Below are 14722 nucleotides of genomic sequence, written 5' to 3'. Positions count from 1 at the left end.
TTTTTAATTATTGTTTATTTTGTAATTCTTCTATTTCATCTTCTTCTAAAAGTTTTTGACAATCTATAAGAAGCCTTACACCATTTAAAACTTCCCCAATTCCCTTTATATATTTATTAGCAGTGTCTCTATTACAACTGGTCTTTGGTTGTGGTGAAATACTACTTTCCTGAATACTTGCCACCTCTACAACTGTATCTATTATTAAGCCAATACATATACTTCCTATTTCAACTACTATAATGCATGTTCTATCATCATATTCTTTTTCTACTTTTTTAAATTTTAGTCTAACATCCATTACTGGTATTATCTTTCCTCTAAGATTTATAACCCCCTTAATGTAAGTAGGTAATTCTGGTACTTCAGTTATTGGCTCAATCCCTATAATTTCTATTACATATTCAATATCAATACCATAATATTCCTTGCCAATTGAAAATATGAGGTATTTATCTTTTTGGGTGTCCTCTTCATTTTCAATTAATTCTTGTAAAAACTCTGCCATTTTTTTAATCACCTCTTTAATTTTATACCCACAAGGGGCACAAGATGCACCACTTACTCTTAATGGTCACCATTTAAGTTAACAATCTCTGATATATCAAGTATTAAGCTTATAGTCGCATCTCCAAGTAATGAACAACCAATTACACCCTCTACCTTTTTAATATATTCTGGAAGCGCTTTAATCACTACTTGTTGCTCTCCAACAAGCTTATCTGCAAAAATGCATTTAGTTTTGCCTTGATCCTCAACCATAATTACAATTCCATCTTCAATACTTACTATCTCTGTTTTTATATTATAGAGTTCGTGAAGCTTTAGAATAGAATAACATTCACCTCTTATAAGTATCATATCTTTGTTATCAAGATCTTTAATAATATCTTCTTTTTTAATTATGAAAGATTGCCTAATAGATGTAACTGGAATTGTAAATGTTGATTTTCCAACTTTTATTGTCATCCCATCAATAATTGCAAGGGTTAATGGAATTTTCATTGAAGTCGTTGTTTCCTTTCCTTCTATACTGTCAACTGTTACAGTACCTCTGATTTTTTCAATTTCCTTTATAACTACATCCATTCCAACTCCACGTCCTGAAAATTCTGTAACATTCTCATTTGTTGAAAATCCAGGCAAAAATATCATAGAATAGATTTCTTTATCTGTTAACTCATTTACATTAGATTTTACTAAACCATGATTTATTGCTTTATTCAGTATTTTATCTTTATTAAGACCCTTTCCATCATCTTTTACAATAATCCAAACTTCTCCACCAGTATTTTTAGCTTCAATTGTTATTTTCCCATTTGAAGGCTTACCCGCCTCTGTTCTTTCTTCCTCTGTTTCTATACCATGATCCATAGAGTTTCTTATTATGTGCATTAACGGGTCACCTATATGTTCTATAATATTTTTATCAACTTCCGTGTCTTGTCCAATTATTTCAAGTTCTACTTCTTTATTTAGTTTTTTGCACATGTCTCTAATTATTCTGTTCATCTTGTTTAGTGTTGGTCCAAGGGATACCATTCTTATAGACATGACAACATCTTGAAGGTCCGAAAGTCTCTTTCTATGTTGTCTAGCTGCCTTATTAAAACTATCTAATTGTAATCCTGAAAGTTCTGAATTTTTAGTTACCATAGCTTCTGAAATAACTAATTCTCCAACTAAATTCATAAGCATATCCAACTTATTAACATCAACACTGATTAAATTTTGTTTATTACTAGTTTTAGTTTTTTCATTATTTTTTATCTCATTAATTTCTTCTGATTTTTCATCTTGCTTTCTAATTTTTTTATTAAACTTATTTTCATTATCAAATTGCTTAATATCAACTTTACTTAAAAATACTGTTTCCATAAAAATTTTTTTGATTTCTTCTATGGTATAATCAGTTTTTAAAAATATTTTAAAACCTTTATTTTTTATAATTTCACAAGCATCATTGTTTTCATTAATATCTTCAGGATAAAAATATGAAACTTCTGCTACTTCTTTAAGTCTGTGAATAACAGTAAGACATCTTATATTCTCCATTTCGCAGTCTTCTTCAAAAGACAATACAGCACGAAATAAATTAAGGTTTATATTACTATCATCATTATTAAAAGATTTAAGTTCTTCTATTTTTTCTTGATCTGCGTCTTCATTCTCTTCATCTGTACTTTTCACTTTATTATTTTCTAAAATTTCTCCTGTTTCATAATTTTCTAACGCCTCTGATGTTATGTTAGTTACTTTTAAAATCTCTAAAAATTCATGTACTCTATTTACAAATAAAGTAAAGTCCCCATCTGCCACTTTATCATTATTTATTTTTTCCGTCTCTCCCCTTATAAGATCGCTTCCTTCAAGGACTAAATCTGTAAGAATTAAATAATCAATCTTTTCTGGTTTTGACTCTCTAATAAAATAAAATAAATCTTCAATTGTATGTGAAATATTAGCAATATTCGCAAACATCATCATTCCAGAAGAACCTTTGATAGTATGCATTATTCTAAATATTTCATTTATGCTATCTGCTTCAAATTTTTTAATTTTTTCGCTATCAATTATAAGTTTTTGAAGTTGTTCTATCATTTCAAATGTTTCAAAGATAAACATCTCGAGCATCGGTTCTTTATTTTTCATACTTTACCTCTCTCTAATGATAAATGCTAAAATTGACTCAATGTTTTTAAAAGATAATCCTCTTTAAATGGTTTTACTATAAAACCTTTAGCTCCCATAACAACTGCTTCTTTAATTTTCACTTCTTGCCCCATAGCACTTAGCATAATTATTTTTGCTTTAGAATCAAATTTAATTATTTCACCTAAAGCTTCTAATCCATCCATATCAGGCATTGTTATATCCATTGTTACAATATCAGGATTTAACATTTTATACATTTCAGTAGCTCTACGCCCATTTTCTGCTTCACCTACAACTTGAAACCCGTTTTTTTCAAGCATTGTTTTTAACGTTAGCCTCATAAACGCAGCATCATCAACTACAAGTACCTTTTTCATACAAGAGCCTCCCCTATTAATGTTAATTAATAATATCCCTTAATCTCCATTTTTTATCTAGATTATATCAGCGCCTAATACTCATTGATATAATCTTTAGATAAAGTTAACAATATCAGCATTAACTTAACATAATATGCCATAATTTAACATTGTTTAGTTTAATTCCTTGTAAAAAATCAGCTGAATTTCACTAAATTTAACATAAATATTTATTAATATTATTTTTGTTTGTCCTAAAATATATCTGATAATCGAATCTTTTACTTGCAATTTATCTTTTATATATGAGCATTATTTTTAATATTAATAATCTACTTTTCATATTATTGGAGTTGTATTGTTTTTATATAATTATCCATACACTTTACATTATTATGAATTTAAGAAAAGAGCTGGAATGTATACAAAAATTATTTTGTATACATTCCAGCTCTATTTATATCCTATCATTATTATTTGTTATTCTTTTGATAAGCAGCTATATATTTCATCTAAGTTATATCTCATAACTTGTATATAATCCTTACCTTCTTCTTTAGATTCTAATGTTAATATTGGCACAACTTTTGCCCCAACTTCTTTTGCTAAAGTTTCTGAAACTTTAGGACTTGATAATGCTTCAGAAAAAATAGTCTTTATGTTGTTTTCCTTACAGAAATTAATTAAATCTTCTAATTGCTTTGGTGTTGGCTCTCCTTCTGCAAATAAATTCTCTACTGATTTTTGTGTTAATCCAAAATCTCTACATAAATATCCAAAAGCAGCATGACCTGTTATAAAATTCTTTTTATTTAATCTATCAAATTTAGGTTTATATTCATTATATAAATTTTCTAATTCTTCTTTAAACTTCTTATAATTTTCTTCATAATAATCTTTATTCTTCTCATCTAGTTTAACAAGTGTATTTTTTATATTTTCAGATTGTATCTGTGCACTTTTTAAACTTAACCAAATATGAGGATCAATAGCATTTTCTTCTTTTCTAACATCAACGCCAGTACTTGAATCCACAATAGTTACACCCTTGTCTTTAATAGTTTCATTAACTTGATCTACCCAACTTTCCATACCTAATCCATTATAAATGAAAACCTTACTCTTAGTTAATGTTTCAAAATCTTTAGTTTTAGGTTCATAATCATGTGGCTCCATATTTTCTGGTACTAAACAAGTAACCACTACTTTATCCCCACCAATTTTATCAGCAAATTCTTTTAATGGATATATTGAAACAATAATGTTTAATTTATCATCATTTGCACTTTTTGTTGTAGTTTCAGTCTTAGCATTGCACCCTATTAACATAACCCCCATTAACACTGCTAAAGCTCCTGAAATAATTTTCTTTTTCATATTATACCTCCGTTTTTGCATCTGATTTGCATTTGCAACTCTGTTAATAATATTACTGTTAAAGTGCAAATATGTCAAGGCAGGCATAAGTATGTAATTTAGAATCCTGGTAATTTTTGATTGTGCCTAATGTAAAGTAATTAAGTTATATTCATAAGACGCATTATCTAATATTACCTTCTCTATCTCTTGGCAAGTAAAGAATATTATTTGTGAAAAATCTTCCTTAATTAAAAGTTCCAACGCTTTTTTTCTTCTTTCATCATCATATTGAACAAAAGCATCATCTAAAAATAGAGGAACCTCTTTATTTTTAAATAGCATATTTATAAAAGAAAGTCTTAACGCTAAATATAATTGATCTTTAGCTCCATTGCTTAATATTTCTCCATCAAATAATACCCCATTATTCCTTACCTTAAGCTTATAATCTTCTGATATCTTAGCTTCGGCGTAACCACCATCTGTTAATAAATTAAATTTTTTTACAACTTTTTCATTCAAATCTGGACCTACATTTTTTCTAATTTCATCAAAGGATTCTTTAAGTATTTCACTTGCGAGTTCTAGTGATTTATATTCCTTATCTAGCTTTATGATTTTTTCATTATTGATTAATATTTCTTCTTCTATTTCTGGAATTTCTCTTTTTCCCAAATATCTCTTTTCTATAAGATGCTCTAAGTCTTTTATTTCTTTTTCAATCTTTAATAATTCATTTGATTGTTTTCTAATTTCAACATCTATTTCTTCCTCTGACTCATAAGAATAATTTATATCCTGGCTTATTATTTGTCTCATTTCTTCTTTTATTTCATCTATATTCCTATCTTTTAGTAAAACCTTATAAGTTTCTTCTACATTTTCAAGTGCATTTTTAATTTCTTTCATCTTATTCATTTTATCTTTATATTCTTTTAACTTAATATGCAAATCCACTATTTCTACTTCTTGTAATCCAAGCATAGAAACTTTTTTTCTTATCTCATCTTCTTTATCAACTAATTGCTCATTAATATTTTCTATTTCTTGCTTAATTCCATTAACTTCGTATTCACGTCTATTTGTATTTGTCTTCAATTCTTCATAAAACTCTACTTGCTCTAATACCTCATCTAATGACGTGCATGATAACACACTATATAAAGAAGCTATTACTCCTTTGTTTCTATTATAATTTGATTTTAGTTCAGTAATATCATATTTGTTAATCTCATCTTCCTTGTTTTTAATAACTAAACTTATACTATCTTTATAATTTTTATACTTATCATATTTAGTGAGTTTATTTATAAACTCTTCATAGGTTGAAGCTTTGGTTTCATTAATATACAAATTTAACTTGTTCTCATATTCTGTAATTCTCTCTTTTAGATTTTTAATTGATTGATTGTTCTTTTTTATAAAATCAATATTCCTTATTGCTACAGAATATCTCAAATACAATCTAATTAATATAATAAATAAAGGAATACATGCTATAACAACAGGAATTATTTGATTTATTATTGCATAAACAAATATACAAACACTAATGATTCCTATTAAATAAACAAATTTTGTTTTTTTATGAGAATTCTTTAGGTCGCATTCTGGTTTGCTATAACCTTGGCTTTCTATTTTATATTTTAATTCCTTTAGTCCTTCTTTATAAAAATTAAGTAATTCTTCTATTTCATCTCTGTGTTTTTCTATAAATTCTAAATTACAAGTGCCCTTAGCTTCTTTACTTATATCCATTTTTAATCTAGAAATTGAATTTTGAATATTAACAATATCACTAAGCTTTTCTTCCATATTCTTTACATCAACTTTTAAGGTGTATATCTTTTCTTTAAAATTATTTCCCATTGATGAAAACACACTATAATTTTTCATGTTTTCATTCTTTTCTTTTAATTCATCTTGCAGCTCATAAAGCTTATTTAGTTTTTCTTGTTTTACATCTAATAAACTTAAATACCTAGAACATTTTTCATTAATTTCATCTAAGAACTCAAAGGTTATATAATCATCGCCTTTTTTTAGTTCTTCACTTATAGCTTCTTGTTTTCTTTTAAGATCTTCTCCTTTTATTAAGTAATTACTTATTTCTTTATAATCTTTTTGAATTTTTACCTTCTTAATATATTTTTTATATAAATCTAATTTTTGAATTTGTTCTTTTATGTTTACTTTATATTGTTTCTTTCTCAATAAATTTTCTTCATTATCAACATTTTCTTCTGCTAATTTATAAGCTTCCCATAATTCTGTTTTAAGGGAATTGTGGCCTTCTTTTAATAAATCAAGTTCTCCACCTTTTCTAATGGCTACTAATTGCTTCTTCCTTTTTTCTAACTTTTCAATAACCTTACTTACAGAAGTATTCTCATCTCCAGTATTATATATGTTAGTTATTTTCTCCATTATTTCTTCTTCTTTATCCTTTGAAACCATAACCCCTAACTGACTTATAAACAAAGTTTTCACAAAAGTAGCTAAATTTATATCAAAAAAATATTTACCCGGTTCATTATTATGCTCGATTTCTATAACTTCACCAGTTATTTCATCTAAAATTACACAAGTATCATCCTTTTTAGTTGTTCCAAAACTTCGTTTTATAATATAATCTTTTCCTTTATATTCTATTATCAATTCACCAGAAATCTTTTCACCAGTTAAAGGCAAATATTTTTTTCTCTCATTAACCTTTCCTCTTGAACTGTCAATTCCATATAGCCATATTTTAATGAAATTTTCTATGGAGCTTTTCCCTTGTTCATTTTTCCCATAAATTAGATTAAACCCCTTTGTGAAATCTAAACTCTTGCCCTTAAGTCCAGCAAAGAATTCAATATTAACCTTTTTAATTAATGTGTCATTCATAAATCTTTACCTCTTCACCTGTAATACTTTGAAGTCCTATTTTTAGTGCTAGATTTATAATTTCTCTTTCCTCTTCTGTTTCTGCATTTTGCAATCTTTCATATATCTTTTTAGCAAATATACTTTTTAAAGAATATCCCTTAATTAATTCATTTATATCTAATTTAATTTCACTCTTATCTATGACTTTTACAAAATAAAATTCATCCTTGAGTAGTTCTTTTAAAAATTCTTCATTTAATGTAAATTCTTCACATACTTCTCCTATTAAAATTATCTTATATAAATTACTTTTCCTATCTATCACTTGAATTTCATTAATAATCTTGCTTTTCACTTCATTATATCCAAAACACCCTTGAATATTAATTTCTTTTTCATAATAATTTCTAATTGATGTTCTAATAAACTTACTTTCTACAAATTTGTCTTTAAGTTCAATTAAAACTATTCCCTTATCTTCAAGTTCATCGAACCCTCTACCTTGAGGACAACCACTATAGCTATAATAAGTATTATCTATCTTTTTAACCGCTGAGAACTTATGTCTATGTCCTAGTGCTATATAATCCATATCACTTTTAGCTATATCTTCTTCAGTAATAGGATTATAATCATTTCCTTCTTTGGCAGTCGTGATTTCACCATGAAGAACCATTATGTTATTATATCCATCTACTCTTTTAACATCTTTTAATAATGATTTATTAACATGAGAACTATTAAATCCAACACCCCAAACTACAGTATTTATATTTTCCAAAATAACATTTTCCATGTTACCTTTAAATACATGAACATTACTAGACCACTTTACAATACTATAAAAAGATTTTTCGTTAAATGGATCATGATTCCCTGGACTTATAAACACATTTACTTTACTTATCGTTTCAAAACAATTTTTAATAAAATGAAGAGTAGTTTTATTTACAGATAGATTATCAAATATATCACCTGCAATTAAAAGAATATCTATTTCTTTTTCCAAAGTCATTTCTATTATTTTTTCAAAAACTTGTTTCAATTCTTCTTTGCTCTTTAAAGCTTCTTTTGGTGTCATTCCACTAAATGGAGTATCAAAATGTATATCTGCTGTATGTAAAATTTTAATCTTTTTCATATAATCACCTATCATCAATTTTTATTGCGAACCTTTGTTCTAATTTTATCACGAAATCAATAAAGAGTCCAAAATAAAACAAAAAAACAAGAGATACATTACATCTTTGTAATGTATCTCTCATTTTAGAATATGATTATGCTATTTCTAACATATCTTCATTCGAATGTAATTTAGAACCATATGATTCTTGTTATATTCTATGCTCATATTCCTCTACCATTCTTTTTACCATTTCCCCGCCTACTGAACCACATTGTCTTGAACTTAAGTCTCCATTATATTCTTTAAATGGAACACCTAGTTCTTGAGCCACTTCGTTCTTGAATGTAGCTAAGCCTTGCCTTGCTTCTGGAACTAATGAACTACCATTTGACATATAAATCCCTCCTCGGTTAATTTGGTATTTATCAGTAGAAAAAACTTTTCAATTTCCCCTGCCGATAATAGTATTTTAACCCTTGGATCATTTTTTATCCTTGTAAATGTGATGAATAAATTCAAAATTTATCCTTATATTTTTCGATTGACAATTACAATGAACAATTAATAATGAAAACCACAGTTTTCTTTAAATATATATTTTGAAAAATCTCCCTTAAGCGGATTTCTATCCTTCATTGTCAATTCTACATTATCCATTGTAGATTACTATACAACAATATATTTTAAAGTAGCTTCTAAATCTCTCTTTATATCTACACAAATGTTATTTTTCTCCTTACTAAAATGAGTTAATAAATCAATAGCTATTAAGTTTAATTCATTAATATCTTTATCTGTAATTATATCTTCGTCTTTAACTCTACTTAGATACCTGTTCATATCTTTAAAAAATCTAACTATTTCATCATTAATTAAATCTTTAGACCCAGCATCTTGCCCTATACTTAATAATCTTGTCCTGAGATCTAATGCTTTCATTGGAAATAATAGATATATATTTTTTTCAACTAGTTGTTTAAAATCATATTTCCAACTTTTCATTATATTAATCTTATTATCTATATTTTCGCCTTCAATATCTGTTTTAAATTCATATACATCTGGAACTTCAATATTTGAATTAAGCATTATTAAAAATCTATTTGAGTTATCTTTTGAGCCTTTTTCTAAATTAAGTTCATTATTATTTTCATATTCTCTTTTCTTATTATTAAGGTTTATAATATTGCTATAATCATTTGTAAAATTTATTTTTGTTATTATTATAGCTGTATTTTGATCATCCTTAGTTTCAAATTGTATTTCATATTCGAACTTTCTATAATCATCTTCTGCTAAAATTCTAACATCATAATTGGATCCTTTTAAAATTTTCATTTCATTTTTATTGATAATATCTTTATTTTTTATATATTCAATTTTAGTATTTACACTTAATTCATCATTATATATTGAATTTAAAAACTCTATTAATAGACTCTTATTATCTAATAAGAAAATTCTTTTCATAATTCCCTTTAATCTTTTTTCATATTTAGTATAATTATTCTTTTTATCATTTAAATCTAAAATACTATCTTGATTTTGAAAAAAGTTAAATTTTTCTTTAAAAGTAGCATATGATTTCGTAGACTCTTCTTCTTCACTTTTAATTTTATTAAATTCTAATAATTTATTTTTTCCTTTTCTTACTTCACTTAGTAAAACTAATTTATTCATATCGTATTCCACCTCGTAATGTATTATTACCATAATATGATTATACTATACGAATATTGAATTAATTTCAATGGAATACACTACCATTAGACATCAAATGACATATTTTTTCACATTATAATCTTAAATTCATTGTGATATTTTATTAAATCAATAAATCATAACGTTTAAATAAAATAATTATAAAATTTTTACATATTATTTCTTATATACTGTAATTTTTTTTATTTTAAAAGATATTACATATAAACCTAAAGATATTATTTATAAATTAAATATATATTAATGTTTTTTATTTTCTCTAATATATCCTGCTAATAGTAAACAACTACTATAGTAATGCATATAATTATTGATTGTGCCTAACATTATTATAATCAAAATAAGAGACGGAGAATCTCCATCATTTGAAGCTTCTCCGTCTTTATGAGATTTTCATTGATATATTGTGTAACTGCAATATTATCCAATCATTAAAAACTTTTTATAATTTTCAATACCATCTTCTCTATTAGTTTTTTCTAACCATTTTTCATATGTAGCAAAGTTTTTTTCTAATATGCTAATATTTATTGGTTTATTCTTGCATTTCTTTTTATCTGCATACATATTTATTTTTATTAATTTTCCCATTTATTCCATGCCTCCAGTTATTTTTATTAACTTTAAAGCCAAAAATATAAATCTAGAAATTAGTAGATAAGTCACGCGAGGCTTGTATTTTATATACATTGTATTTCTCATATCTGCTGTGTATTTTGTTCTATTGGTGATAATAATCATAATGAGCATTATGATATATGTTATCTAGAAATGATAATAAAAAGTTTATTTTTCCCTAAAATTAATCTTAAAACAATCTATCTCTTCTCAAAAATCTAATTTTACTAAATTAATATAAAATTCAAAATAAAAAAGCACTATGTCGAGCAGTGCTTAAGTGTTAAAATTCATCTTTTATAAATTTATTCCAATAGCCCTAAAACATATATTCTAGGATTTTTGTTTTGGTCATACTAAAGTTCTCTATTATTATATTATACTATTTTTTGCATAAAATCAAAAGTTTGTTTTTTCCTAATTCATATATTAAATGATAATAAACTAACATATTAATATTTAAATCATGCTTTACTATCTATTATTATATAAACTGCATTCATTATTGCTGATTCAATAAAATCCTATCTACTTTTAAAAAGATTCTTGATTTTGATAATTTCTAATAAAATTGAATGTGTAATGATTTTATTTATACATGTTGCTCTTAAAAACTTACACTGTACAATTGATGCCCTTTATGGGTAGTCTGTGATCAATTATAGCTGAAGTTCAAAGATAAAGTTCTGCTAACCAAATATGAACGCTCCAAGGAGAAAATTCATGTTTCAAAATATAAAATTGGGACATTCACTCTTTGGAGCATCACTTTCGTGAATCTCACTTTTTCTTACAGAATTTCTTCAATTTTATATGAAGAATTATTTTCACAACATATATACAACAAAAAAAGATAGCTATTATAACTATCTTTTTTATTTACCTCGCAACGTCCTACTCTGCCACACAGTCACCCGTGCAGTACCATCGGCGCTATAGACCTTAACTGTCCTGTTCGGAATGGGAAGGAGTGTTACCTCTATGCCATCGTCACGAGATTAAGTGAGTCTCTAAATCTATGATTTAGTTAGACGAACTTATCCAAATTCGTTAGAATTTGTTTTCCTCTGAAAGAATTGTTCTTTCAAAATTGCATATAGAATTAATGTATATTTTACAACTTGATTAAATAATTGGTCAAGCCCTCGACCTATTAGTATCAGTCAGCTAAATATGTTACCATACTTACACCTCTGACCTATCAACCTTGTAGTCTTCAAGGGGTCTTACTAGCTTACGCTATGGGAAATCTCATCTTGAGGTTGGCTTCACACTTAGATGCTTTCAGCGTTTATCCATTCCCGACTTAGCTACCCAGCTATGCTTCTGGCGAAACAACTGGTACACCATAGGTCAGTCCATCCCGGTCCTCTCGTACTAAGGACAGCTCCTCTCAAATTTCCTACGCCCGCGACGGATAGGGACCGAACTGTCTCACGACGTTCTGAACCCAGCTCGCGTGCCGCTTTAATGGGCGAACAGCCCAACCCTTGGGACCTACTTCAGCCCCAGGATGCGACGAGCCGACATCGAGGTGCCAAACCTCCCCGTCGATGTGAACTCTTGGGGGAGATCAGCCTGTTATCCCCGAGGTAGCTTTTATCCGTTGAGCGATGGCCCTCCCACGAGGTACCACCGGATCACTAAGCCCGACTTTCGTCCCTGCTCGACTTGTAGGTCTCGCAGTCAGGCTCCCTTATGCCTTTGCACTCTACGAACGATTTCCGACCGTTCTGAGGGAACCTTTGGGCGCCTCCGTTACATTTTAGGAGGCGACCGCCCCAGTCAAACTGCCCACCTAACAATGTCCTGTCACCAGTTTCATGGCATCCAGTTAGAACTTCAATACTATCAGGGTGGTATCCCAACAACGACTCCACCAAAGCTAACGCTCTGATTTCCCAGTCTCCCACCTATCCTGTACAGACAATACCGAAATTCAATGCTAAGCTACAGTAAAGCTCTACGGGGTCTTTCCGTCCAATCGCGGGTAGCGAGCATCTTCACTCGCACTACAACTTCGCCGGATTTGCAGTTGAGACAGTGCACAAGTCATTACGCCATTCGTGCGGGTCAGAACTTACCTGACAAGGAATTTCGCTACCTTAGGACCGTTATAGTTACGGCCGCCGTTTACTGGGGCTTAAGTTCACACCTTCGCACTTACGTGCTAAGCATTCCCCTTAACCTTCCAGCACCGGGCAGGCGTCAGCCCCTATACATCAGCTTACGCTTTAGCAGAGACCTGTGTTTTTGTTAAACAGTTGCTTGTGCCTATTCTCTGCGGCCTGATTTCTCAGGCACCCCTTCTCCCGAAGTTACGGGGTCAATTTGCCTAGTTCCTTAACTGCAATTCTTCCGTCGGCCTTAGGATTCTCTCCTCATCTACCTGTGTCGGTTTGCGGTACGGGCACTACTTCTCTTTCTAGATGCTTTTCTTGGAAGCATGGAATCAGATACTTCGGTTCCGTAGAACCTTCCCCATCACGCCTCAGAATTGTTGGAACGGATTTGCCAATCCCAACTCCCTAAACGCTTAGACTAGCATCCAATAGCTAGCACATCCTATCCTTCTCCGTCACACCATCGATAATAACGATAATAGTGGTATTGGAATATCAACCAATTGTCCATCGACTACGCCTTTCGGCCTCGCCTTAGGTCCCGACTAACCCTGAGAAGACAAACTTTACTCAGGAAACCTTAGATATTCGGCCTGTAAGATTCTCACTTACATCTCGCTACTAATGCCAACATTCTCACTCGTAATCAGTCCACCGCTCCTTACGGTACGACTTCAGCCCGATTACGACGCTCCTCTACCGCTTACAATAAATTGTAAACCCGTAGCTTCGGTGGTAAGTTTGAGCCCCGGACATTTTCGGCGCAGGATCTCTTGACTAGTGAGCTATTACGCACTCTTTTAATGAGTGGCTGCTTCTAAGCCAACATCCTAGTTGTCTTAGAAATCCCACATCCTTTTCCACTTAACTTACACTTTGGGACCTTAGCTGACGATCTGGGCTGTTTCCCTTTTGACCATGGAACTTATCTTTCACAGTCTGACTGCCGGACTGATAGTATATGGCATTCGGAGTTTGATAAGGTTCGGTAAGCGCTATGCCCCCTAGCCTATTCAGTGCTCTACCTCCACTACTCACATTTTCCGACGCTAGCCCTAAAGCTATTTCGAGGAGAACCAGCTATATCCGAGTTCGATTGGAATTTCTCCGCTATCCACAGCTCATCCCATGCTTTTTCAACAGCAACGTGGTTCGGTCCTCCACGAGGTTTTACCCTCGCTTCAACCTGGCCATGGATAGGTCACCCGGTTTCGGGTCTACAGCATGCAACTAGTCGCCCTATTAAGACTTGGTTTCCCTTCGGCTCCGTACCTTAAGTACTTAACCTCGCTACATACCGTAACTCGTTGGCTCGTTCTACAAAAAGCACATCATCACACACATAAGGTGCTATGATCGGTTGTAGGCATATGGTTTCAGGTTCTATTTCACTCCCCTCCCGGGGTTCTTTTCACCTTTCCCTCACGGTACTTCTTCACTATCGGTCATCAGGTAGTATTTAGCCTTGGGAGGTGGTCCTCCCTGCTTCCCACAAGGTTTCACGTGTCTCGTGGTACTCTGGTGCAGAACTGATTATCATAATTTTCATCTACGGGACTATTACCCCCTACGGTCCAACTTTCCAGTTGTGTTCGATTAACCATGATTTCTCGTTATGTTCTGTCCGCAACCCCAGAAATAAATTTCTGGTTTGGGCTCTTTCCTTTTCGCTCGCCGCTACTAAGAAAATCGATTTTTCTTTCTCTTCCTCCAGGTACTTAGATGTTTCAGTTCCCTGGGTTTACCTTCATAAAGCTATTTATTCACTTTACGATACATGGGGTTTCCCATGTGAGTTTCCTCATTCGGAAATCTTCGGATCTCTGACTATGTGCGTCTACCCGAAGCTTATCGCAGCTTATCGCGTCCTTCATCGGCTCCTGATGCCA

Annotated in this window: 9 protein-coding genes and 2 rRNA genes (1 of these 11 running past the window's edge); all 11 read right to left on the bottom strand. The window is 30.5% G+C overall.

Annotated elements, in window-relative coordinates; genetic code table 11:
- Window positions 1-7 precede the first annotated feature (7 nt).
- Entirely contained in the window at window positions 8-508 is a 501-nt protein-coding gene (locus tag psyc5s11_RS03940) for a chemotaxis protein CheW (RefSeq protein ID WP_224036333.1), read from the bottom strand.
- A gap of 59 nt (window positions 509-567) precedes the next feature.
- Window positions 568-2652: a chemotaxis protein CheA gene (locus psyc5s11_RS03935; RefSeq protein WP_224036332.1), complete on the bottom strand. Its 2085-nt coding sequence runs from the start codon at window positions 2650-2652 to the stop codon at window positions 568-570.
- A 26-nt stretch (window positions 2653-2678) separates the two neighbouring features.
- Window positions 2679-3032: a response regulator gene (locus psyc5s11_RS03930; RefSeq protein WP_224036331.1), complete on the bottom strand. Its 354-nt coding sequence runs from the start codon at window positions 3030-3032 to the stop codon at window positions 2679-2681.
- 462 nt (window positions 3033-3494) lie between these two features.
- Window positions 3495-4391, bottom strand: coding sequence for a metal ABC transporter substrate-binding protein (locus psyc5s11_RS03925; RefSeq protein ID WP_224036330.1), 897 nt, complete (start codon window positions 4389-4391; stop codon window positions 3495-3497).
- A 126-nt stretch (window positions 4392-4517) separates the two neighbouring features.
- Window positions 4518-7262 carry an AAA family ATPase gene (locus tag psyc5s11_RS03920; RefSeq protein ID WP_224036329.1) on the bottom strand — a complete coding sequence of 915 codons (2745 nt, stop codon included), beginning with the start codon at window positions 7260-7262 and terminating at the stop codon, window positions 4518-4520.
- On the bottom strand, window positions 7255-8385 hold the full coding sequence (locus psyc5s11_RS03915; RefSeq protein ID WP_224036328.1) for a metallophosphoesterase family protein: 1131 nt from the start codon (window positions 8383-8385) through the stop codon (window positions 7255-7257). The genes psyc5s11_RS03920 and psyc5s11_RS03915 overlap by 8 nt, the downstream gene beginning before the upstream one ends.
- 193 nt (window positions 8386-8578) lie before the next feature.
- A complete protein-coding gene (locus tag psyc5s11_RS03910; protein WP_224036327.1) occupies window positions 8579-8764 on the bottom strand; it encodes an alpha/beta-type small acid-soluble spore protein in 186 nt (61 codons plus the stop codon).
- A 272-nt stretch (window positions 8765-9036) separates the two neighbouring features.
- Entirely contained in the window at window positions 9037-10050 is a 1014-nt protein-coding gene (locus psyc5s11_RS03905) for a hypothetical protein (RefSeq protein WP_224036326.1), read from the bottom strand.
- A 462-nt stretch (window positions 10051-10512) separates the two neighbouring features.
- Complete coding sequence (locus psyc5s11_RS03900; RefSeq protein WP_224036325.1) at window positions 10513-10683, bottom strand: hypothetical protein; 171 nt, start codon at window positions 10681-10683, stop codon at window positions 10513-10515.
- Between the two features lie 908 nt (window positions 10684-11591).
- Window positions 11592-11708: ribosomal RNA gene (gene rrf, locus psyc5s11_RS03895) — 5S ribosomal RNA — on the bottom strand.
- A gap of 135 nt (window positions 11709-11843) precedes the next feature.
- Window positions 11844-14722 (bottom strand): 23S ribosomal RNA (locus psyc5s11_RS03890); it runs 33 nt beyond the window's last position.

Origin of the sequence: Clostridium gelidum, assembly GCF_019977655.1 — a bacterium.
Taxonomy (GTDB): Bacteria; Bacillota; Clostridia; order Clostridiales; family Clostridiaceae; genus Clostridium; species Clostridium gelidum.
Note: the sequence above shows the minus strand (reverse complement) of the source record. Positions and strands in the feature narration are given on the sequence as shown.